Source organism: Flavobacterium sp. FPG59 (assembly GCF_002150205.1).
In the GTDB taxonomy this organism is placed as follows: Bacteria; Bacteroidota; Bacteroidia; order Flavobacteriales; family Flavobacteriaceae; genus Flavobacterium.
This window is the reverse complement of the sequence record NZ_MTCA01000041.1, coordinates 1-21,593: the sequence shown is the minus strand read 5'-3', so window position 1 is coordinate 21,593 and position 21,593 is coordinate 1. Positions and strand designations below refer to the sequence as shown.

The following is a 21,593-nucleotide window of genomic DNA, read 5'->3' as shown; positions in this document are numbered from 1 at the left end:
CTTGTACAGTATCTCGTTTTGCAAAATTTTTTCTAAAAAGGGTATAAAACGCGGCGTGAGCTTTAAGTATGGCTAAAAAATGTTTTCCTTTTCCTTGAGTTAGAAATTGAACTCCAGCAATTCCGTCAAGTATCATTCTTGTAAATAGAATAGGAAACAATTGATTTTTAGGTAAGTTCTTCGTTAACATCAATAAGGAGTTTCTAAAATTCAAAAATGTTTTTAAGGGGTTTCCTTGTTGTAATGTTGCACCACCTACATGATATACAACAGATTGAGAACAATATTGTATGCCATATCCTTTATTGAAAGCACGCCAACATAAATCTATTTCCTCTTGATGAGCAAAGAAATCTCCATCAAAGCCCTTTAGTTCCTTATATACTTCGCTTCTAATGAAGAAACATGCACCTGAAGCCCAAAAAATAGATGTGTGATCATTATATTGACCTAAATCTTTTTCTAGAGTTTCAAATAACCTTCCACGGCAAAAAGGATAGCCATACTTATCAATAAATCCACCCGCAGCACCAGCGTACTCAAAATAATCTTTTCTTTTATAATCTAGTATTTTGGGTTGGATAATGGCAGTATTTGTATCTTTTTCGAATGTTTCAAGGATTGGTTGCAACCAGTTTTCGGTTACTTCAATATCAGAATTGATTAGCGCATACACATCGGCATTCACCTGTTGAAGTGCTTCGTTATAGCCTTTCGCAAACCCAAAATTATCAGAATTTTGAATAATCACAACCTCAGGATAATTTTGTTTTAAAAAAGCAATTGAGGTATCTGTAGAAGCATTATCTGCAACATAGATAGTAGCTTCTTTTGAAAATTGTACTACTGAGGGTAAAAATTGTTCTAATAATTTGGTTCCATTCCAATTAAGGATAACAACGGCTATTTTCATGGTGTAATTATGTGCTAAAGTATCCCGTAATTGGGTAAATCTTTCAGAAATTGATATTTTTCATTTTCAAAATCCATTTGGCAAAAGTAGTGATTCAATCCATTGGTTACCATCAAAAAGTTAGCTTGTAATGTCATATTGTATTGGGCTATTTGGTCAAATGTGACTTGTGCTATTTTAATTTGAGGGGCTTTGCATTCTACAAGGATATTGATTGTACCATCAGAATTGTAAACAACAATATCGTACCTTTTGCGTAAGCCATTGACTTTTAAAACTTTTTCAACATTTATTAAAGAAAGGGGGTATTCTTTTTGTTCCAATAAAAACCGAACTACATGCTGCCTTACCCATTCCTCAGGTGTAAGAATTATAAATTTTTTACGAATAACATCAAAAATAGCTGTTTTATTTTCGCTATTTTTGAACCGAAAAGTGTAGTGTGGAAAATTGAGAATTTGCATGGTGCAAAAGTATTAAATAAGTTTAAAAAGTAAAGTTTAAAGATCCATTCTGATAAAAAGATACTTTGCTTATTAAAACTTGAATTAAATTGAAATGGACGAAGTCATAAAAATTGTAAATGATATTAAAAGTGGTTCTATAAAACCCATTTACCTTTTAATGGGTGAGGAGTCTTATTATATTGACAAACTCTCAGATTTTATTGAAGAAAAAGTATTGTCTGATGAAGAAAAAGGATTCAATCAAACTGTTTTATACGGACGAGATGTAACAGTTGAGGATGTAATTGCTACTGCAAAACGATATCCTATGATGGCGGACCGTCAAGTTGTAATTGTAAAAGAAGCTCAAGATTTAAATCGAACGTTTGATAAATTTGAAGCTTATGCCGATAATCCAATGCTTTCAACCGTTTTAGTATTGTGTTATAAATACAAAACTGTTGACAAACGAAAAAAAGTAACCAAACTTATTGCGAAAAACGGATTGGTTTTCGAGAGTAAAAAATTATATGAAAACCAAGTAGGAGATTGGATTAAGCGTGTACTTTCTGGTAAAAAATACATGATAGAGCCTAAAGCTACAGCAATGCTTGTAGAGTTTTTAGGTACTGATTTGAGTAAAATAAACAATGAATTAGAAAAGTTGCAAATTATTTTACCCGTTGGGAGTACAATAACTCCTCAACATATTGAGGATAATATAGGTTTTAGTAAAGATTATAATGTTTTTGAACTTAGAAAAGCACTTGGAGAGCGCAATCAGTTGAAAGCGTATAAAATAGCTGAAAACTTTGCTCAAAACCCAAAGGAAAACCCCATGGTGGTGACCACGAGTTTAATATTTGGTTTTTTTATACAGCTTTTAAAATATCATGGTTTAAAGGATAAAAACCCAAAAAATGTGGCAGCCGTAATAGGTGTGAACCCATTTTTTATGAAAGAATATGATGTTGCTTTGAAAAATTATCCTATGAAAAAAGTGAGCCAAATAGTTGGAGCACTTCGAGATATTGACGTGAAAAGTAAAGGAGTTGGTGCAAATGCAATTTCACAATCGGATTTATTACGAGAGATGCTTTTTAAAATATTCAATTAAAATTATAAAAATTCCGATATTTGCAACTCAAATTGTGACAAAACATTTATAAATAAAGTAAGTAACATGAATAAAAATACAATCTTAGGTTGGGCAACTCTCATTATGATTTTAATGGGATTATTGCTTATTGCTCTGGGCGCGTTTCGATATGATGATGTTGCTGGATGGGGATTTGCAGCAGTAGGAATTGGATTTTTAGCAAATGCTTGGGTGTTTAGTTCACTCAAAGGCAGGTTGTAAAAATACAAACACAAAGAGAAAAATAAATAAAAAGATAACTGTAAAACATAAATTATGTCAGACGATAAAAAAGTAATATTCTCAATGCAAAAATTGAGTAAAACCTACCAAGGTGCAGATAAACCAGTACTTAAAAATATTTACTTGAGTTTCTTTTATGGTGCCAAAATAGGTATATTAGGACTTAATGGTTCTGGAAAATCATCACTTTTAAAAATTATTGCAGGTGTTGATAAAAATTATCAAGGAGATGTTGTTTTTCAACCGGGTTATACGGTAGGATACTTAGAGCAAGAACCAATATTAGATGATTCTAAAACCGTTTTAGAAATAGTTCAAGAAGGTGCAGCAGAAACCATGGCTGTTTTAGCAGAATACAATCAAATCAACGATTTGTTTGGACTTGAAGAAAACTATTCTGACCCAGATAAAATGGACAAATTGATGGATCGTCAAGCGGCTTTGCAAGATAAAATTGACGCGTTGGGAGCTTGGGAAATTGACACTAAATTAGAAATCGCTATGGATGCCTTGCGTACTCCTGATGGTGATACTCCAATTAAAAATCTTTCTGGAGGTGAGCGTCGTCGTGTGGCTTTGTGTCGTTTGTTGTTGCAACAACCAGACGTTTTGCTTTTAGATGAGCCTACTAACCACTTGGATGCTGAGAGCGTTCTTTGGTTAGAGCAGCATTTAGCACAATATTCAGGAACAGTAATTGCTGTAACTCACGATAGATATTTCCTTGATAATGTAGCAGGATGGATTCTAGAGTTAGACAGAGGAGAAGGTATTCCGTGGAAAGGGAATTATTCGTCTTGGTTAGATCAAAAATCTAGCAGAATGGCTCTTGAAGAAAAAGTAGCTTCAAAACGCAGAAAAAACTTAGAGCGTGAGTTGGATTGGGTTCGTCAAGGCGCCAAAGGCCGTCAAACCAAACAAAAAGCACGTTTACAGAACTACGATAAATTGTTAAATGAAGATCAAAAACAATTGGACGAAAACTTGGAAATTTACATTCCAAATGGTCCACGTTTAGGAACTAATGTTATTGAAGCTAAAAATGTAGCTAAAGCTTTTGGAGAGAAATTATTGTATGACAATCTAAACTTTACGTTGCCACAAGCCGGAATCGTTGGGATTATTGGGCCAAACGGAGCTGGTAAGTCTACTATTTTTAAAATGATAATGGGTGAGCAAGCTACAGATAGTGGTTCTTTTTCTGTTGGTGAAACTGTAAAAATTGCATACGTAGATCAATCGCATTCGAATATAGACCCAAATAAATCCATCTGGGAAAATTTCGCTGATGGTCAGGAATTAATCATGATGGGTGGAAAACAAGTAAATTCTAGAGCATATTTGTCTCGTTTCAATTTTGGTGGTGGCGAACAAAACAAAAAAGTTTCGATGCTTTCAGGTGGAGAACGCAACCGTTTGCACTTGGCCATGACTTTAAAGGAAGAAGGAAATGTACTTTTACTGGATGAGCCAACCAATGATTTGGACGTAAACACGTTAAGAGCATTAGAAGAAGGTTTAGAGAATTTTGCTGGTTGTGCTGTGGTAATTTCGCACGATAGATGGTTCTTAGATAGAATTTGTACCCACATTTTAGCTTTTGAAGGCGACTCTGAAGTGTATTATTTCGAAGGAGGTTTTACTGAATACGAAGAAAATAAAAAGAAACGTTTAGGTGGTGATTTAACTCCAAAACGTTTAAAATATAGAAAATTAATTCGCAACTAATTTCTTCCTATTTTATTGAAAAGGCTGTCTATTTAGACAGCCTTTTCTATTGTAATAAGTCTTTATGTAATTAATTAAACAATGTAAAGTAACTTATTTAAAATTTGACAAATACTAGGTAAAATTTTAATTTAAAAATTTTGATTTAAGCCCCTCTGTCGGCATCATACAACTTTCTTTTTTACCGTACCATTTGTATCTGTTTTTTGCAATATAATCATAAATTAAATCGGTTAGTCTAACTGGAAAAATAGAAAAAAGAATGGCCAAATTAAAAACACCATTCAAATCCTTTGCAATTTCAAAAGCTGCTTTAGATTTATAAAAATAGGCCATGTTTGGCTCGTACAAAATGATACTGTCAGTTTTACTTCGGTCAATTCCTAGATAATTAATTATTTCTTGCCCTAAAGCAGATTGTAAAGCTACAAACCTAAAAATATCCTTTGTGTCATGCTTTATAATAAGTTGTACTGAAGTATCACACAAATTGCAAACACCATCAAAGAGTATTATTTTCTTATTTTTTGGAAGGTCCTGCATGTTGAACAATCAGTTTAAATTAGATTAATAAAAAATTATAGAACAATTATTGTATTGTTCCGCATTTACTTTTTTCCTGCCTCAACAAATTCTAAAACATCTAAACTTGCTTTTGAAGTAAAAACACCATAATTGACTGTGGCTTTATTTTTTTCGATACTGTCAATTGTTCCAATGGCTTTTCCATCAAACATACGAACTCTATCACCCACTTTTAAAACTGGTTTTGGCTTTTCAACAACTACTTTTTGTTTTTTCTCTTTCTTTTCCTTTCGAATTTCTTCCACCTGAACGGTTACTTCTTGGATGACTTCTTTCTTTTTTTCAATCTGCGCTTTTGTTTCTTTAGCAGTTGCTTTTTTACGCTTAGAATTTTCAATTTCAATAATTTTCAAAAACTCACCCAGTAGTTCTTTCTTATTTTTGTTGTTGAAATATTTTTCAGAAATGTCTTCAATCTTTTGTCCAATATAAATAGTCTTTTGATTGCTATCATATAACTCTTGGTAACTTTCTAGTTTTTGCTTGATTTTTACATTGATATTTTCCATTTTTTTGCCCTCTTCACGTGCTTTGCTTTCTTCTTCTTTTAGCGTTTGCGACGTTTTTTCAAGCTTAGAGCGTTCCTTTTGTAAGGTGGCAATGGTTTTATCAAATCGTACTTTACCAACTTCAATTTTCTTTTTGGCGCGATTAATCAAGCTAAAAGGAATTCCGTTTTTGAGTGCAACCTCAAATGTAAAGGAACTTCCTGCCTGACCGAGCACTAATTTATACAATGGTTCAAGTGTTTTTTCGTCAAAAAGCATGTTGGCATTCGTTGCAAAAGGCAATTCATTAGCAAGAATTTTCAAGTTTGAATAATGGGTTGTGATAATACCAAAAGCTTCTCGATGGTAAAATTCCTCCAAGAAAATTTCAGCCAAAGCGCCTCCTAATTCAGGATCAGATCCAGTTCCAAATTCATCAATTAAAAACATAGTTTTTCTGTTGCATTTTTTCAGAAAGTAATTCATGTTTTTTAATCGATAACTATATGTACTTAAATGATTTTCAATAGATTGATTATCTCCAATATCAGTAAGGATTCTGTCAAATAAGAAGGTTTCACTGCGCTCGTGTACGGGAATCAACATGCCAGATTGCAACATCAATTGTAATAAACCAACTGTTTTTAACGAGATGGTTTTTCCACCAGCATTAGGTCCTGAAATGACAATAATTCTATTTTCTTGTCCTAACTCAATGGTTTGTGGATGCGTTATTTCGTTTTTTTGTTTGTTATTTAAATACAAAATAGGATGAAAAGCATCTCGAAAATACAATCTGCGATCTTCAGTAATCGTTGGTAGAATTCCGTTTATTTTATTGGCATATTTGGCTTTTGCAGCAATAACATCGATGTCACTTAAGAAATCTTGATATTCAATCAATAAAGGCAAAAAAGGTCTGATTTGATTGGATAAAAGTTTTAGAATTCGGGTTATTTCCTCTTTTTCTTCATATTCTAGATTGCTCAATTCTCTGGAATATTGCAAAGTTGCTTCGGGTTCAATATACGCAATACTACCCGTTTTTGAACTTCCCATGATAGAACCTTTTACCTTACGGCGGTACATGGCCAGAACAGCCAACACTCTTCTGTTTTGTACAAAACTCTCTCTAATATCATCCAGATAACCCAACGAATTATAGTGCGTTAGTGCTGTTCCAAAACTCTGATTTACTTTTCCGCGCACCGCATTCATACTCCTACGGATATTCAATAAATCTGGAGAAGCATTGTCTTTTATTTCGCCGTATTTATCAACCACATCGTCAATCATAGTGATAATGTCTTTGGTCAATTCTACTTGATTAGCTCTAAGATTTAAGTTTGGATAATAGTCTTCGAATTTTTTTAAAAATTGCAATAAAAAATTTACGGTACTCGAAAGGCTTGCAATTTTTCTAAAACTACCTACTTCAAGAAAACTATCTTCAATAGCAAGAAATTTGATTTCGTGTGAGATGGCTTCAAAACCATGATTTGGGATGGCATTGTTATTTTGAAAAGACGATACATACTCTGAGGTTTGCAATAAAGCTTGCATCAAAGTTTCTTTGTCTTTAAAAGGAGTTATTTCAAGTGCTTTTTCTTTTCCAATATCAGTATTGCAAATAGAAGATATTGTTTCTAGTACAGTTGGAAATTGTAAATCTTGTAATGTTTTTTCGGTAATGGAGATCATTTATGGTTCAGTCTTTTGAACTACAAAAATAGCTAATAGTTAAGACTATTTAACAGACTTTCACAAAGAATTAAATAATGTTTATAGCGTTTTACAGAGCTAGATTTCATGGAATTCAAAGTATCTTTGTCTTTTTAATGAAATCAAATGAAATACGATTTAAACCCTTCCTGGAAAGAAATTTTAAAAGAAGAAATAACTTCACCATACTTTGAGGAATTGATGCGCCATGTGGCATTAGAATACGAACAACATACTTGTTTTCCTCCTAAAGAATTGATTTTTGATGCTTTTAACCAATGTTCTTTTGATGCTGTTAAAGTGGTGATTATTGGTCAAGATCCTTATCATGGAGTGGGCGAGGCTAATGGTCTATGTTTTTCGGTGGCTGATGGGGTTCGTATACCGCCATCATTAAGAAATATTTTCAGAGAAATGAGTGACGATTTGGGAACTGTTTTTTTGCCTACATCAGGTAACTTACAGTCGTGGGCTCAACAAGGAGTTTTGCTGCTCAATGCTACTTTAACAGTGAGACAAGATAGTCCTAATAGTCATAAGCATTTAAAATGGAGTCAGTTTACTGATGCAGTAATTGAGTTCATTAATTCTAAAAAAGAAGGGATTGTATTTGTACTTTGGGGCAGTTTTGCTCAAAAAAAAGGAGTAAAAATAGACCGGAACAAACACTTAGTTTTAACATCGGGTCATCCATCACCATTGAGTGCAAATCAAGGGAAATGGTTTGGCAATAAACATTTTAGTCAAGTGAATGATTATCTAGTAGCGAATAATAAAAAAGCTATCGTTTGGAATACCGATAATTAGTCTGAGTCAAGATGCTTGATGTTTTTAGGTTGTTTTGCGTGACTGATGGTAGTGGAGCTCTTTTTAGGCGGGCTTTTTTGCCCGACTAGAAAAGCGGGAAAGGACAGCAGGACCCGAAGCTTTTGCGTAGGGGCACGCCCAAAAAATGATTAATCTCTGAAAATTATTTTTTGATAATATCTTCTAGTACAGCTTTGTCACTGTAATTGATGATTTTTAAAACAACCTCTTGATTTTTGATTGTTTTGCCTTCAATGGTGTACATTTTTCCTTTTTTTACAATTAGGTTACTGTTGTCAAAATCAACATCACCATATTGCAAAGAGTTTTTTATATCAGCAGTATCAATCCATTTTTGCGCCAATATTGTAGATGCTTTATCAGAGTAATAGAAAGGTTTGTTTCTCAAGTCATTTAAGACTCTGGCATTTGGAAAATAGTTACAACGAGTGTCTTTCCCACTGAAAACAAGGGCTACAAAAAAAAGTCCGATCACTAAACCAACTAAATAATAAGCAAAACGCTGAAAAAATTTCATAAAATATTTTTGTGCAAAGGTACTTGAAAAATTTCTTAAAAAACTATTAAATTTATATCACTATGAGGCAGGTCAAACCAGTCTGCAATGGCGCTATTGGTGTGGATACCGTGGTACATATAAACTCCATTTTTTAAGCCTTTATCACAACGAATGGCGCGTTCAATGCCGCCATCTTCGGCAATTTTCATTAAGTAGGGTGAAATAATATTACTAATGGACAAGGAAGCCGTTTTTGAGTAACGAGACGGAATGTTAGGTACGCAGTAATGCAACACATTACTCTTTATAAAGGTAGGTTTTTCATGTGAGGTTACTTCTGAAGTTTCAAAACAACCTCCAGTATCAATACTGACATCAACAATTACGGCACCATTTTTCATGTGTTCTACCATTGTTTCTGATACTACTACAGGACACCTGTCTTTTCCTTTCATGGCGCCAATGGCAACATCACAACGTCTTAACGCTTTTAAAAGTGCTTTTGGTTGAATGGTTGAAGTAAAAATGCGTTGATTTAAATTGTTTTGTAATCTTCGCAATTTAGTGATAGAATTGTCAAAAACTTTGACACTAGCTCCAAGGCCTATAGCTGTTTTTGCGGCAAATTCGCCCACAGTTCCAGCTCCTAAAATTACAACATCAGTAGGAGGAACTCCTGTAATATTACCAAATAATAATCCTTTTCCTAGGTCATTAGTGATCATTAATTCGGCAGCAATTAGAATAGAGGCCGTACCAGCAATTTCACTTAATGATTTTACTGCAGGATAGGTACCATCCTCATCTTTAATATATTCAAAAGCTAATGCAATGATTTTCTTTTTGGATAAAGCTTCAAAATAGGCTTTTGTTCTCGTTTTTAGTTGAATGGCCGAAATTATAATCGTTTGCGGATTCATCATTTCAATTTCACTAAGTGTGGCAGGTTCCACTTTTAAAATCATGGGACATCCAAAAACTTTTTTGGTATCACTTGTTATTTCGGCACCAGCATTGCTGTATTCTTTGTCCGTGTAACTTGAACTAAGTCCAGCGCCAGCTTCAATCATCACGCGATGTCCTTGAAAAGTCAATGAGTTTACGGCATCAGGTGTAAGGCAAATACGTCGTTCTTGAAAACTAGTTTCTTTTGGAATACCAATAAAAAGTTCACTTTTATGTCTAGCAATCTCTAGCTTTTCTTCTTGTGGTAAAAGCTGCTGTTTGGTGAATGGCGTAGTAGTAATTGACATTTTTTATGATGAATTAAGCGACCAATTTACGTAAATTTTGCTAATTAAAGCACAACATTTTAGTAAATTAAAACTCAAATTTAAGCTATTATTTTTTCCATTTTGATATCGGCTCTTTCGTAAATTCCTGATTCGAGTGGAATTTCAGCAAAGCCAAACTTTTCATACAAGTGAATTGCTGATTTCAATTTTCTGTTGGAGTATAAAATGATTTTTTCTATTTCTTTTTCTTTTGCAATAGCAAAACAGTGTAGAATCAATTTTTTCCCTACTCCTAGTCCTTGAAATCCATCTGTTACCGCCATTTTACTCAATTCAAAACAACTGTTATCTATTTTAATTAAAGAAACGGTTCCAATTATTGCATCGTTGTACTTGGCATAAAAAATCATTCCTCCTTTGTCAATAATTTCTTTTTTAGGGTCCGAAAGTACAATTTCATCTTTAGGTTCTACCTTAAAATATTTCTGCAACCATTCGAGATTTAAATCCTTTATTGGCGCTGCCAAATCATCCGAAAAAGGAATTATGGTAACCAAGTTTTCTTGTATCATACTTTTTTATCTCAAAGTTAACTTTCTAGTTCCATCTGCTAAAGCATCGATATGAATTACAGAGTGTGTATCAGGAATTAAGTTTTCAATCTTTTCAGCCCATTCTATAAAACACCAATGCCCAGAGTACAAGTATTCATCAACACCCATATCAAGAGCTTCCTCTTCTATGTTTACTCTATAAAAATCAAAATGATAAACCAGTTGATTTTGAGATGCTTCGTATTCGTTAACTAAAGAAAAAGTTGGACTACTTGTGGCGCCTTGTACGCCTAATGATATACAAAGTTGCTTAATCAAAGTAGTTTTTCCAACACCCATTTCACCGTGAAAAAGTATGACTTTATTCGGGTTTTGGGCAATAATTTGTTGTGCTACTTCTTCAAGCTGATCTATAGAAAAAAGGATATCCATTCTGATAAAATTATTTAAAGTTGACAATTTAAGTTTTTGGTCTTAGACTGAAAACTGAGACTGATTGTTTTTTTACTTCGGATTAAAAACTAAAAACGGAATAATCATTTCTTCCAGAGAAATTCCTCCGTGTTGATACGTGTTTTTATAATAACTCACATAGTGATTGTAATTGTTGACATAAGCCAAAAACAAATCACTTTTTGCAAAAATAAACGAACTACTCATATTAATTGCAGGTAAGCCAATATTTTTTGGATCTTTCACTGCATATACATCTTTGTATTCGTACGTAAGACTTCTGCCTGTTTTATATCTCAGATTAAGACTCGTATTTTTATCGCCCACAACCTTTGATGGGTTTTTTACATTTATAGTACCGTGGTCTGTAGTGATAATTAATTTGAAGCCCATTTTTTGTGCCTGTTGAATAATTTCTAGCAAAGGCGAATTTTTAAACCAACTTAATGTTAAAGAGCGATAGGCTTTATCATCAGATGCTAATTCTTTCACCACGTCCATTTCTGTTTTGGCATGCGATAGCATATCCACAAAATTATAAACAATGGTGACTAAATCATTGTCTTTTAAAGCTTTGAAACTTTCAGCTAATTTTTTACCACCAGCAAGACTCGTAATTTTAAAATAATCTTCTTTAATAGTAAGCCCTAATCGCTTGATTTGTGCGGTCAAAAATTCAGCTTCAAATAAGTTTTTACCACCTTCTTCAGGATCGTTTTTCCAATATTGTGGAAACTGTTTTTCCATATCTAACGGCGTTAAACCCGAGAAGATTGCGTTCCTTGCATACTGCGTGGCAGTTGGTAAAATAGAGTAGTAGGGAACCTCTTTTTCTAATTTATAATAATTGCCTACCACCGTTTCAAAGGTTTTCCATTGGTCGTAGCGCAAGTTGTCAATCACTACAAATAAAATAGGCTTGTCTTTTTTCTTTAATTCTGGCAAAACCAATTCTTTAAACAAAGTATGCGATTGTATTGGTCGGTCAGCATCGGTAACACTTGCGACTTTTTTAGGCATCGGTGCAAACCAATCTTCATAATTTCGTTCGATAAATTTACCAAATTGCGAATTAGCTTCTACTTTTTGAGATTCTAAAATTTGAATCATCCCTTGATCGTCGATATTTTCTAACTCGAGCTCCCAAAAAATCAATTTTTTATACAATTCGATCCAATCTTCAAAGGAATTCACCATCCCCATTTCCATTGCTATTTTGCGAAACTCTTTTTGATAATCGAGTGTTGTTTTTTGAGAAATCAATCGCGAATGATCTAAGTTTTTCTTTAAACTCAGTAAAATTTGGTTTGGATTTACGGGTTTGATTAAATAATCTGCAATTTTAGACCCAATCGCCTCCTCCATAATATACTCTTCCTCACTTTTTGTAATCATGATCATAGGAATTGCTGATTTCTTTTCTTTCATTTCTGAAAGTGTTTCCAATCCGCTCATTCCGGGCATGTTTTCATCCAAAAAAACAATGTCAAAATTGTTTTCTTCAAATATAGCAATCGCATCTAAGCCATTGTTACAGGTGGTAACCTCGTAATTTTTCTTTTCTAGAAATAATATATGTGGTTTCAAAAGGTTAATTTCATCATCAACCCAAAGTATTTTTATCTTATCCATATGGTATGCAATTGGTGCGTATTACTCTAAATTTTTGTGCCAAATTACATTATTTAAAGTGTCAAGCGTGCTAATTTTATTATAATTTTTACTTTAAAATATTTGTTCCCCAAAAAACTATTTAAAAATTTAAAACTACAAATAGGGCGTTACCTTTCCTTCGTAAACTTCGTCAGGTCAGGCTGTACACTATATCTTTGCTTTTTTAAAGAAAAAAAGTAAAGTATGCCGCTTCCATCCTTAACGCTCATTAAACTACTATATGACATATTTGAATTAAAATTGTTTAAAGACAATATGTAGACACCTTTATTAGTTAATTATATTGTAAAAATAAAGATTTTTAGCCTAAAATTTAATAAAAAATTAGGACTACAAGCACGTTAATTGTACACTTTGTTTAGTAAATTGTAAGAACAAATAATATTATTTTCAAAAACATTAAATATCACCCTAACTAATTGTTAATTAAAACAGTACTATCATGACCGAAGATTTTATAACTATCGACAAAGAAGCCATTGCTGCACTTAAATTCCCTAATACCGATGTTTTAGAAGATAATGACCAAATAAAAATGAGAATTAGCGAAGTCAACAGAGCGTTATCATTAGGAAACCTGGAACATTCCAAGATCAAAATATTTTTTGAAGATGTTGAGTCAAAAAAAGTAGTTGATACCACTGTTTGGGCTGTAACGGATAAAAATATTATTTTGAAACAAGGTGTTATGATCCCAATTCACAGAATTCATAAATTATTTTAAAACCAAGAAGCTATGCGAAACAAAATTTTTAAAATTTAAAAAAAGATGCTATCAATTTTGTTTCGCGTTTCAATCAATTTGTAAAAAGTTGTTGTAGCGTAAATGATAGTTAATACGTACCTTTGATACTCATTTATGCCAACAAAACTCCTATGAATTCCTCCTTGTTTTACAGTCTTTTACAGAGAAAATTTCCATTTCAGCCCACTTACAAACAAGATGTTTTTTTTCAAAAAATTGCCATTTTTTTGACTGAAATAGAGAATAAGACCATTTTTGTATTAAAAGGATATGCAGGAACAGGAAAAACCACTGTAATCTCTACCATTGTTAACAGCTTAATAGACATTAATAAAAAATATGTTTTACTGGCCCCAACGGGTCGTGCAGCCAAAGTTATTGCTAATTATTCTGACAAACCTGCTTTTACCATTCACAAAAAAATTTATTTTCCTAAAAAATCTTCTGGTGGTGGCGTATCTTTTACCTTACAACCCAACAAACATAAAAACACCATTTTCATCGTCGATGAAGCCTCGATGATTTCGGATACGAATTCAGATTCTAAGTTGTATGAAAACGGCTCTTTATTAGATGACTTGATTTCATACGTATACTCAGGTACGAATTGCAAAATGATTTTATTAGGAGATACGGCTCAGTTGCCTCCGGTGAATTTGGATATCAGCCCAGCGCTTGATATTCGAACGCTTGGTATGAATTACGATAAGGAAGTTGAACATATTGAGCTAGACGAAGTAATGCGTCAAGAAGAAAATTCAGGAATTTTATTCAACGCCACAGAATTGCGCGAAGTACTCAAAGAATCTTTTATCACTGATTTTAAATTCGATCTCAAAAAATTCAAAGACATTGTGCGTTTGACAGACGGCTACGATATTCAAGACGCCATAAATTCTGCTTACAGTAATTATAGCATCGAAGATACCGCTTTTATTGTGCGCTCTAATAAAAGAGCCAATCAATACAACGAACAAATTCGAACCAAGATTCTGGACAAAGAAAGTGAGCTTTCTACGGGGGATTTTTTAATGGTGGTGAAGAACAATTATTTTTGGCTAAAGGATTCTGACCAGGCAGGTTTTATCGCCAATGGTGATATTATCGAGGTGCTCGAAATTTTTAGCATCAAGGAGTTGTACAGCTTCAAATTTGCCAAAGTAAAAATAAGAATGGTGGATTATCCAGATCAAAAACCAATTGAAACTGTTTTGCTTTTGGACACCATCAAAAGCGAATCTCCTTCGCTTACGTACGAAGAATCAAACCGACTTTATCAAGAAGTTTTGAAGGATTACGAGGGCGAAACCAAATTCAAACAATTCCAAAAAGTAAAAGCGAATGAATATTTTAATGGCTTGCAGGTAAAATTCTCTTATGCCATTACTTGTCATAAATCACAAGGAGGGCAGTGGAATACGGTTTTTATAGAGCAACCTTTTTTGCCAGATGGAATTAACCGTGATTACATTAGATGGTTATACACCGCGATGACACGTGCCAAAAATAAATTGTATTTAATTGGTTTTAAAGATGATAGTTTTGTAGAGTAAATTCAAAAAGTATGAAACAACGAATTGCACATATTGCCTTACTGGTCCCGGATTACGACCGTGCCATCGCTTTTTTTACCAAAAAATTAAACTTTGATTTAATCGAAAATACCGTTTTGAATCCAGAGAAACGATGGGTTTTAGTATCGCCAAAAGGAAGTTCTGGCTTTAGTTTGCTTTTAGCGAAAGCCAGCAATCAAATTCAAAAAGACAGCATTGGCAATCAATCTGGTGGTCGTGTATTTTTATTTTTAGAAACAGACGATTTTGAGAGAGATTATCGCAACTTACTCCAGCACAACATTACAATTGTTAGAGAACCTGTAACTGAAAGCTACGGAAAAGTAGCCGTTTTTGCGGATGATTTTGGTAATTTATGGGATTTAATTGAACGAACTGCCAACTAAAAAGAGAGAAAAATGGATACTTTAAACGATTTACATAAAATTTCAGGCTCTTTTTCAAACACCGAAAAAATGCCAGTTTTGTTTCTTGGTCATGGCAGTCCCATGAATGCCATTGAAGAAAATCAGTTTGTAACAGGATTTCGGAATTTAGCCAAATCCTTACCACAACCGAACGCTATTTTGTGTATTTCGGCGCATTGGTATACCAACGGCACCAAGGTTACAGCAATGGAAATGCCGCGAACAATTCATGATTTTGGAGGTTTTCCGCAAGCGTTATTTGACGTGCAATATCCTGCAAAAGGTAGTCCAGAATTAGCAGTAGAAACTAAACAATTATTGACGCCGATAGCGGTTGAACTCGATGAACATTGGGGATTGGATCATGGTGCTTGGAGTGTTATTAAACATTTATATCCCTATGCCAATGTTCCTGTAATTCAGCTAAGTATTGATTATACAAAACCAGCGCAATATCATTTTGATTTGGCACAAAAATTAAGTGCTTTACGTACCAAAGGAATTTTAATTGTTGGTAGCGGTAACATTATTCATAATTTGAGATTAGTCGATTTCCCCAATTTAGATAAAGATAATTATGGTTACGATTGGGCAATTGAAGCTCGTGAAATTATCAATGCACATTTATTAGACGGAAATTTCAAACCGCTTATTGATTTTGAAAAACAAAGCCAAGCATTACAATTAGCGATTCCTACTCCAGAACATTATTTGCCTTTGATTTATACTTTGGGTTTAAAAGGAAAACAAGAAGAACTCAGTTTGTTCAATGATAAGTTACTAGGAGGATCCTTAAGTATGACTTCGGTGAAAATAATGTAGCATTGGCAAACCAATCAAAACCAACTCTAAAATAGCACGAAAATAATTTCATCCTTGGTTGCAATGATGTATTTTTGAACTCAAACTTTTGAACTCACATGAAAATAATAGCAGTCATTCCAGCACGTTATGCCTCTACACGATTTCCAGCAAAATTAATGCAAGATCTTGGAGGAAAAACCGTAATCCTAAGAACCTATCAAGCAGCCATAAACACGCAATTGTTTGATGATGTATTTGTAGTGACAGATTCCGATTTAATTTATGACGAAATTATTTCTAATGGTGGAAAAGCTATCCGAAGCATCAAAGAACATGAATCCGGTAGCGATCGAATTGCCGAAGCAGTCGAAAATCTCGATGTTGATATTGTGATTAATGTACAAGGTGACGAACCCTTTATTGATGCCGAACCGCTTGCCAAAGTCATTGAAGTTTTTAAAAACGATTTGGATAAAAAAGTAGATTTAGCTTCGTTAATGCGCGAAATTACTAATCAAGAAGATATCAATAATCCGAATAATGTTAAGATTGTAGTGGATCAAAACGGATTTGCTTTGTACTTCTCCCGATCTGTAATTCCGTATCCGCGAGAACAAAATGTTGGTGTTCGATACATGCAGCATATTGGTATTTATGCTTTTAGAAAACAAGCTTTGTTGGATTTTTATAGTTTACCAATGCAATCTTTGGAAGCATCCGAAAAACTAGAGCAATTGCGCTATTTGGAGTTTGGCAAACGAATCAAAATGGTCGAGACCACACATGTAGGAATTGGAATTGATACTGCAGAAGATCTTGAAAAAGCACGAAAAATGCTTTAAAATAAGAAGTTACTAGTCTAATTTTTCAATTACAATGAGTTCGTTGTGAATTTCTATTCGGGGAATAGTTCTAATTTTAAATTGCGGATGGACAAAATCGGTAATATATTTTTTATTTCTATTATTCTGATCATCGTTCAAAATCATGGTGTTGAATAGAATAAAACCTTTTGATTTAAGGAGGTAACAAAGTCTATTGGTGAAAAAAGTTTCAAATAAAAAATTAGGCATGGTCGTGTCTTGAAATATATCAATGATTATTAAATCGTATTTTTCTTTAGTTTTTAACACAAATTCAAAAGCGTCGTCGATTATAATTTCCAGATTTTCAACTTCATTCAATTTGAAATAGGTATTTGCAATTTGAATAATTTCGGGATCTATCTCAACTCCAGTTAGTTTACCTTTAAATTTTACTTCGTCAACTAATGTTTTAATAACGCTTCCTCCGGCAACACCTAGAATTAAGATGCGTTCCATTTTTACTATTTTTTCAAAACCAATACTTTTCAATCCGAGTCTTAAAATACGCTGTAAACTACCATAAGAGTAGTTCGCATTTTTTGAATCTAAAACCAATTCTCCGTTCGCCCAAGTAACTTCAATTGACTGGCTAATGCTTGATTTTGTCTCAAAAATTTTAACGGGACTTAAATAACTTAATATTTTTTTGATCATTACTAACGGTTTTAACCAAAAATAAGTTTTTTATCATTTATTTTGTCACAAAATCTAGTTAATGAAAAAAATAGTATACCAATTCTTGTTTTTTAAACTTATGGGTTGGAAAATAGTAGGTGGAATAGATCCTAATTTAAAAAAGTGTGTTATGATGGTTATGCCACACACTAGTGCGCATGATTTTTATCTTGGCATTTTTACAAGGGGAATTACAGGACTTGAAATGAATTGGGTAGGTAAAAAAGAGTTGTTTCGTTTTCCACTTGGAATTTATTTTAGATATATGGGCGGAGAACCACTAGATAGGAGTGGAGGATTGAACAAAGTGGATTCGATAGCTGCAATATTTGATAAAAAAGATACTTTTAGATTGGCTGTGGCACCAGAAGGGACTCGTAAAAAGGTAAGTGAATTAAAAACGGGATTTTATTATATCGCTTTAAAAGCTAAAGTCCCTATTGTTCCTGTTTCGTTTGATTTTGGGAGAAAACAAGTTCATTTAGGACAACCGGTCAAGCCGTCTGGCAATATTGAGGAAGACTTAACAATACTGAAACAACACTACAAAGGAGTGTTGGGTAAAATACCCGAAAATGGAATTCAATTCTAAAATTAAAATTTAGAAATTGATACAAGATTGAATTATCACAAAAATAAATGCTTTTCTAGAGTTTCTAGAGAAGCATTTTTATTTTGGAGTATATTGTTTAAAGGTGCCGTTTTTATAAAAAATCATGATTGTTTCAATTTCTTCCTGGTTTGAATCAGTTGGGTCTTTTACTGGAAATGGAATTTCCGAAATTATGTTAGGAATAGGAGGTATAAAGTCAGTAAACAAATCGGCAGCGGGAATATTGTTTTTATCTTCGATACCAAAATTTGAACTGTTTTTATTTTTGATGACATTTAAGTTATTTGCATCAAATTCCTGTAATTTAGGAAAACTTCCTTTCCCGTTTAGAATCCAATATAAATCAACTTCGGGAAAAACATCTAAAATTTTCAAGATAAAATCCAAACTTGGTTTGTTTCTTCCAGATAGGAGGTGTGACAAGCTAGAACGTTGTACACCTATTTTATCTGCAAAAGAAGAGGCATTAAGTCCGTAATAATCCAATATAATTTCTAACCTTTTAATAAAATCTTCGATGTTTACCATTGTAAATTATATTTAAATTACATCTATTTACAAATGTAACAAATATAAGTGAATAAATGGTAAATTAGGTCTAAAAAGAATTTAAAATTACCATTTGTATTAAAGTAACAGTACTTTAAAAACAATATAAATGCTTAATGATAAGCGTTTTAATAATCTTTAACTAAAGTTAATCCTTTTGTTTACAAATATCTCTTATAGAAGTCTTTTTTGAGAACTGAAAGTGTTTACAATATTAAAAATAATTGTTTTTTGTCTGTTTACAATTGTAACTTTAAAGATGTTTACTTTTGTAAATTAAATAGTAATTATGAATTTAGAAGCTTTACATAGTCACAACCTAGTACAATCACTTAAAGGGAAATACATAACGCTTGATCATATTGAGCACATATTAGCTGATTTGAATACTTCAGATGAATTGGCAATTATCGGTAAGTCCGTTTTAGATAAACCTATTTATTCCTATACAATTGGTAAGGGTAAAATTAAAATTTTCCTTTGGTCACAAATGCACGGGAATGAAAGTACAACTACAAAAGCATTGCTTGATTTTTTGTTTTTTTTAAAGAGTGATGACTTTTTTGCGACGCAAATGCTAGATAGCATCACTTTTTTATGTTTACCGATGTTAAATCCTGATGGAGCGCAAGCGTTCACTAGAGAAAATGCAAATGGTATTGATTTAAATAGAGATTCTCAACTTTTATCTCAGCCAGAAAGCAACATTTTAAGACAAGTTTTTGATGATTTTAAACCCGATTATTGTTTTAACCTACATGATCAAAGAACTATTTTTGGAGTTGCTGATAGTGGACTTCCTGCTACACTTTCTTTTTTGGCTCCTTCTTATAACGAAGCGCGCGAAGTGAATGAATGTAGGTTAAAAGCAATAAACTTAATTGCTACTATTAATGACGGAATGCAGTCGTTTTTACCAGGTCGAATAGGTAGATTTGACGATTCTTTTAATATCAACTGTATTGGTGATACTTTTCAGTTTTTAGGAGTTCCAACACTTTTATTTGAAGCCGGTCATTTTCCTAATGATTATGATCGAGAAATTTCTAGAAAATTTGTCTTTATTGCTTTTGTTTTGGGTTTTAAAGCGTTAAGCGAAAACGTTATAGTTAGCAATGGAATCAATAAATATTTGAATATTCCTCAAAATAAAATCGTTTTTTATGATTTTATTTATAAAAATGTCAAGATAAATTATGATGGTATTGAAAAAATAACGAATTTTGCAGCACAATATAAAGAAGAAATTGTTGATAATCAGCTGTTTTTTAATGCTTATTTTTCTAAAATAGATGAATTGGAAAAGTATCATGGTCATTATGAGTATGATGCAAATGGCGCAAAGTATTCTGACAACACAGGTTTTTTACCTGTTTTGAATCAAAAAGCCGATTTTTATTTAGATAATAACATAAAATTTGTTAATGGAATGATAAATATTTAATATTTTTGTCTTTTTATTGTTTTTATGTATAATTTTATGCTTTGTTAAAGCAATTAATAATGTTAATTAGAGAGTTATGAGTAAATTTCGTTTAGATGAAGTAGATCACCAAATTTTAGATATGTTGATAGACAACACAAGAGTACCTTTTACAGATATTGCAAAAAAATTATTGATATCAGCGGGTACTGTTCATGTTAGGGTTAAAAAGATGGAGGATGCAGGAATCATAATGGGTTCTTCGCTTGTATTGGACTATGATAAATTAGGTTACTCTTTTATAGCATATGTAGGTGTATTTTTGAACAACACTTCTCAAACAAAATTTGTTTTGGAGCGCATTAATGAAATTCCATTTGTAACCGTAGCCTCGGTAACTACTGGTAAGTTTAATATTTTTTGTAAAATAAGAGCTAAAGACACTAAACATGCAAAGGATGTTATTTTTATGATTGATGATATTGATGGAGTTTACCGTACAGAAACTATGATCTCTCTTGAAGAAAGCATCAATGATAAGAAGCGCTTAATGCATACCATATTCAAAAACATGTAATTCTTGAATGCGCTGTAATTAAATACAACCTCAAGTTTATTCTTGGGGTTTTTTTATGAAAAATTAACTAAACCAACCACTCAAAACTATGTATACTTTACCTAAAATAGAACGTTTTAATCAAGATGTTTTATCTAAATACCATATTTACAATAGTGTTTTTATTACTTTGCCTTTTCACTCTATAGATAATACAGGAGCGTTATTACCGCTTTTTACAGATATATGTGATACTGGTTTTAAAAAACAAGAAACTCCTAAAGAAATTGTTGATTTTTTTACGGAGCGATACTTACACAATGCCTCTGAGCAAGAGAAAATTGATATTATGTTTCGTTTTATTCAATACATCGAACGACAAATTGTGCTTTTTGATGCTATTGAAGATGCTGCTTTCCCTGTGGTAAATAATATGGAGGGTATTGGTTCTTTGAGAGATATCAAAGAAAAGTCAGATGTAAAAGATAATGAAGAAGAATTAGTAGAGTTTTTAGAGAATTTTAATGTTAGAACGGTTTTAACGGCGCATCCTACTCAGTTTTATCCTGGAGCAGTGCTTGGAATAATTAATGATTTAACCGAAGCCATTCGTAAAAATGATCTTCTTGATATTAAACAATTATTAGCCCAATTAGGAAAAACTCCTTTTATTCAAAAAGACAAGCCTAGCCCATTTGATGAAGCAGTAAGTTTGATTTGGTTTCTTGAAAACGTTTTTTATCAAACCTCTGGAGAGATTGTTCAGTACTTACAAAAAAACATTTTCAATTCCTTATCTATAAAAAATCCTTTAATAAAACTAGGCTTTTGGCCAGGAGGAGACCGTGATGGAAATCCATTTGTAACTACTGAGA

Annotated in this window: 24 protein-coding genes; 13 read left to right on the top strand and 11 right to left on the bottom strand. The window is 32.7% G+C overall.

Annotated features, from left to right (window positions below):
• A partial coding sequence (locus FPG59_RS06145; RefSeq protein ID WP_086453744.1) for a glycosyltransferase family 2 protein occupies positions 1-913 on the bottom strand: 913 nt, incomplete at its 3' end.
• A gap of 14 nt (positions 914-927) precedes the next feature.
• Positions 928-1,377, bottom strand: a complete 450-nt coding sequence (locus tag FPG59_RS06140) for a type I restriction enzyme HsdR N-terminal domain-containing protein (RefSeq protein ID WP_086453743.1) — start codon at positions 1,375-1,377, stop codon at positions 928-930.
• Between the two features lie 94 nt (positions 1,378-1,471).
• On the opposite strand from FPG59_RS06140, the gene holA reads away from it, so the two are divergent.
• From holA to ettA, 3 genes are all read left to right on the top strand, one after another.
• Complete coding sequence (holA, locus tag FPG59_RS06135; protein WP_086453742.1) at positions 1,472-2,476, top strand: DNA polymerase III subunit delta; 1,005 nt, start codon at positions 1,472-1,474, stop codon at positions 2,474-2,476.
• 66 nt (positions 2,477-2,542) lie between these two features.
• The gene (locus FPG59_RS06130; protein ID WP_086453741.1) at positions 2,543-2,719 is read left to right on the top strand and encodes a CAL67264 family membrane protein; all 177 of its coding nucleotides are present in this window, start codon (positions 2,543-2,545) and stop codon (positions 2,717-2,719) included.
• Between the two features lie 54 nt (positions 2,720-2,773).
• Positions 2,774-4,468 (top strand): energy-dependent translational throttle protein EttA, encoded by a 1,695-nt coding sequence (gene ettA, locus FPG59_RS06125; RefSeq protein ID WP_086453740.1) that lies wholly within the window; start codon positions 2,774-2,776, stop codon positions 4,466-4,468.
• A 126-nt stretch (positions 4,469-4,594) separates the two neighbouring features.
• Here ettA and FPG59_RS06120 read toward each other — a convergent pair whose 3' ends face one another.
• Both FPG59_RS06120 and FPG59_RS06115 read right to left on the bottom strand, forming a co-directional pair.
• Complete coding sequence (locus tag FPG59_RS06120; protein WP_086453739.1) at positions 4,595-5,011, bottom strand: thiol-disulfide oxidoreductase DCC family protein; 417 nt, start codon at positions 5,009-5,011, stop codon at positions 4,595-4,597.
• Positions 5,012-5,076: 65 nt separating this feature from the next.
• On the bottom strand, positions 5,077-7,242 hold the full coding sequence (locus FPG59_RS06115; protein WP_086453738.1) for a DNA mismatch repair protein MutS: 2,166 nt from the start codon (positions 7,240-7,242) through the stop codon (positions 5,077-5,079).
• A 147-nt stretch (positions 7,243-7,389) separates the two neighbouring features.
• Here FPG59_RS06115 and ung point away from each other — a divergent pair, with 147 nt between their 5' ends.
• Positions 7,390-8,070, top strand: a complete 681-nt coding sequence (gene ung, locus FPG59_RS06110) for a uracil-DNA glycosylase (RefSeq protein ID WP_086453737.1) — start codon at positions 7,390-7,392, stop codon at positions 8,068-8,070.
• Between the two features lie 163 nt (positions 8,071-8,233).
• Here ung and FPG59_RS06105 read toward each other — a convergent pair whose 3' ends face one another.
• The 5 genes from FPG59_RS06105 to FPG59_RS06085 form a co-directional block, all read right to left on the bottom strand.
• Positions 8,234-8,608, bottom strand: coding sequence for a DUF4258 domain-containing protein (locus FPG59_RS06105; protein ID WP_086453736.1), 375 nt, complete (start codon positions 8,606-8,608; stop codon positions 8,234-8,236).
• Between the two features lie 35 nt (positions 8,609-8,643).
• Positions 8,644-9,843 carry an alanine dehydrogenase gene (locus FPG59_RS06100; RefSeq protein WP_167496929.1) on the bottom strand — a complete coding sequence of 400 codons (1,200 nt, stop codon included), beginning with the start codon at positions 9,841-9,843 and terminating at the stop codon, positions 8,644-8,646.
• 80 nt (positions 9,844-9,923) lie between these two features.
• Positions 9,924-10,397, bottom strand: a complete 474-nt coding sequence (locus FPG59_RS06095; protein WP_086453735.1) for a GNAT family N-acetyltransferase — start codon at positions 10,395-10,397, stop codon at positions 9,924-9,926.
• A gap of 6 nt (positions 10,398-10,403) precedes the next feature.
• Positions 10,404-10,811: a tRNA (adenosine(37)-N6)-threonylcarbamoyltransferase complex ATPase subunit type 1 TsaE gene (gene tsaE / locus FPG59_RS06090; protein WP_086453734.1), complete on the bottom strand. Its 408-nt coding sequence runs from the start codon at positions 10,809-10,811 to the stop codon at positions 10,404-10,406.
• A 72-nt stretch (positions 10,812-10,883) separates the two neighbouring features.
• Complete coding sequence (locus FPG59_RS06085) at positions 10,884-12,464, bottom strand: bifunctional response regulator/alkaline phosphatase family protein (RefSeq protein ID WP_086453733.1); 1,581 nt, start codon at positions 12,462-12,464, stop codon at positions 10,884-10,886.
• A 484-nt stretch (positions 12,465-12,948) separates the two neighbouring features.
• Here FPG59_RS06085 and FPG59_RS06080 point away from each other — a divergent pair, with 484 nt between their 5' ends.
• From FPG59_RS06080 to kdsB, 5 genes are all read left to right on the top strand, one after another.
• Complete coding sequence (locus FPG59_RS06080; RefSeq protein WP_086453732.1) at positions 12,949-13,230, top strand: hypothetical protein; 282 nt, start codon at positions 12,949-12,951, stop codon at positions 13,228-13,230.
• 152 nt (positions 13,231-13,382) lie between these two features.
• Entirely contained in the window at positions 13,383-14,804 is a 1,422-nt protein-coding gene (locus FPG59_RS06075; RefSeq protein WP_086453731.1) for an ATP-dependent RecD-like DNA helicase, read from the top strand.
• Between the two features lie 11 nt (positions 14,805-14,815).
• Positions 14,816-15,211, top strand: coding sequence for a VOC family protein (locus FPG59_RS06070; protein WP_086453730.1), 396 nt, complete (start codon positions 14,816-14,818; stop codon positions 15,209-15,211).
• Positions 15,212-15,223: 12 nt separating this feature from the next.
• Entirely contained in the window at positions 15,224-16,054 is an 831-nt protein-coding gene (ygiD, locus tag FPG59_RS06065) for a 4,5-DOPA dioxygenase extradiol (RefSeq protein ID WP_086453729.1), read from the top strand.
• A 98-nt stretch (positions 16,055-16,152) separates the two neighbouring features.
• On the top strand, positions 16,153-16,878 hold the full coding sequence (kdsB, locus tag FPG59_RS06060; RefSeq protein WP_086453728.1) for a 3-deoxy-manno-octulosonate cytidylyltransferase: 726 nt from the start codon (positions 16,153-16,155) through the stop codon (positions 16,876-16,878).
• 12 nt (positions 16,879-16,890) lie between these two features.
• Here kdsB and FPG59_RS06055 read toward each other — a convergent pair whose 3' ends face one another.
• Positions 16,891-17,556: a spermidine synthase gene (locus FPG59_RS06055; RefSeq protein WP_086453727.1), complete on the bottom strand. Its 666-nt coding sequence runs from the start codon at positions 17,554-17,556 to the stop codon at positions 16,891-16,893.
• Between the two features lie 61 nt (positions 17,557-17,617).
• Here FPG59_RS06055 and FPG59_RS06050 point away from each other — a divergent pair, with 61 nt between their 5' ends.
• Positions 17,618-18,169 carry a 1-acyl-sn-glycerol-3-phosphate acyltransferase gene (locus FPG59_RS06050; RefSeq protein WP_086453726.1) on the top strand — a complete coding sequence of 184 codons (552 nt, stop codon included), beginning with the start codon at positions 17,618-17,620 and terminating at the stop codon, positions 18,167-18,169.
• A 78-nt stretch (positions 18,170-18,247) separates the two neighbouring features.
• Here FPG59_RS06050 and FPG59_RS06045 read toward each other — a convergent pair whose 3' ends face one another.
• On the bottom strand, positions 18,248-18,718 hold the full coding sequence (locus FPG59_RS06045) for a helix-turn-helix transcriptional regulator (protein WP_086453725.1): 471 nt from the start codon (positions 18,716-18,718) through the stop codon (positions 18,248-18,250).
• Between the two features lie 310 nt (positions 18,719-19,028).
• On the opposite strand from FPG59_RS06045, the gene FPG59_RS06040 reads away from it, so the two are divergent.
• The 3 genes from FPG59_RS06040 to FPG59_RS06030 all read left to right on the top strand — a co-directional run.
• A complete protein-coding gene (locus FPG59_RS06040; protein ID WP_086453724.1) occupies positions 19,029-20,183 on the top strand; it encodes a M14 metallopeptidase family protein in 1,155 nt (384 codons plus the stop codon).
• 76 nt (positions 20,184-20,259) lie between these two features.
• Complete coding sequence (locus FPG59_RS06035) at positions 20,260-20,739, top strand: Lrp/AsnC family transcriptional regulator (RefSeq protein ID WP_072943262.1); 480 nt, start codon at positions 20,260-20,262, stop codon at positions 20,737-20,739.
• An 88-nt stretch (positions 20,740-20,827) separates the two neighbouring features.
• On the top strand, positions 20,828-21,593 hold a 766-nt coding region (locus FPG59_RS06030; protein WP_140344597.1), incomplete at its 3' end, for a phosphoenolpyruvate carboxylase.

Bases quoted from the DNA above. Each gene is read 5' to 3' on its own strand.
- FPG59_RS06140 (WP_086453743.1), bottom strand. From the start codon at position 1,377: ATGCAAATTCTCAATTTTCCACACTACACTTTTCGGTTCAAAAATAGC.
- holA (WP_086453742.1), top strand. From the start codon at position 1,472: ATGGACGAAGTCATAAAAATTGTAAATGATATTAAAAGTGGTTCTATA.
- FPG59_RS06130 (WP_086453741.1), top strand. From the start codon at position 2,543: ATGAATAAAAATACAATCTTAGGTTGGGCAACTCTCATTATGATTTTA.
- ettA (WP_086453740.1), top strand. From the start codon at position 2,774: ATGTCAGACGATAAAAAAGTAATATTCTCAATGCAAAAATTGAGTAAA.
- FPG59_RS06120 (WP_086453739.1), bottom strand. From the start codon at position 5,011: ATGCAGGACCTTCCAAAAAATAAGAAAATAATACTCTTTGATGGTGTT.
- FPG59_RS06115 (WP_086453738.1), bottom strand. From the start codon at position 7,242: ATGATCTCCATTACCGAAAAAACATTACAAGATTTACAATTTCCAACT.
- ung (WP_086453737.1), top strand. From the start codon at position 7,390: ATGAAATACGATTTAAACCCTTCCTGGAAAGAAATTTTAAAAGAAGAA.
- FPG59_RS06105 (WP_086453736.1), bottom strand. From the start codon at position 8,608: ATGAAATTTTTTCAGCGTTTTGCTTATTATTTAGTTGGTTTAGTGATC.
- FPG59_RS06100 (WP_167496929.1), bottom strand. From the start codon at position 9,843: ATGTCAATTACTACTACGCCATTCACCAAACAGCAGCTTTTACCACAA.
- FPG59_RS06095 (WP_086453735.1), bottom strand. From the start codon at position 10,397: ATGATACAAGAAAACTTGGTTACCATAATTCCTTTTTCGGATGATTTG.
- tsaE (WP_086453734.1), bottom strand. From the start codon at position 10,811: ATGGATATCCTTTTTTCTATAGATCAGCTTGAAGAAGTAGCACAACAA.
- FPG59_RS06085 (WP_086453733.1), bottom strand. From the start codon at position 12,464: ATGGATAAGATAAAAATACTTTGGGTTGATGATGAAATTAACCTTTTG.
- FPG59_RS06080 (WP_086453732.1), top strand. From the start codon at position 12,949: ATGACCGAAGATTTTATAACTATCGACAAAGAAGCCATTGCTGCACTT.
- FPG59_RS06075 (WP_086453731.1), top strand. From the start codon at position 13,383: ATGAATTCCTCCTTGTTTTACAGTCTTTTACAGAGAAAATTTCCATTT.
- FPG59_RS06070 (WP_086453730.1), top strand. From the start codon at position 14,816: ATGAAACAACGAATTGCACATATTGCCTTACTGGTCCCGGATTACGAC.
- ygiD (WP_086453729.1), top strand. From the start codon at position 15,224: ATGGATACTTTAAACGATTTACATAAAATTTCAGGCTCTTTTTCAAAC.
- kdsB (WP_086453728.1), top strand. From the start codon at position 16,153: ATGAAAATAATAGCAGTCATTCCAGCACGTTATGCCTCTACACGATTT.
- FPG59_RS06055 (WP_086453727.1), bottom strand. From the start codon at position 17,556: ATGATCAAAAAAATATTAAGTTATTTAAGTCCCGTTAAAATTTTTGAG.
- FPG59_RS06050 (WP_086453726.1), top strand. From the start codon at position 17,618: ATGAAAAAAATAGTATACCAATTCTTGTTTTTTAAACTTATGGGTTGG.
- FPG59_RS06045 (WP_086453725.1), bottom strand. From the start codon at position 18,718: ATGGTAAACATCGAAGATTTTATTAAAAGGTTAGAAATTATATTGGAT.
- FPG59_RS06040 (WP_086453724.1), top strand. From the start codon at position 19,029: ATGAATTTAGAAGCTTTACATAGTCACAACCTAGTACAATCACTTAAA.
- FPG59_RS06035 (WP_072943262.1), top strand. From the start codon at position 20,260: ATGAGTAAATTTCGTTTAGATGAAGTAGATCACCAAATTTTAGATATG.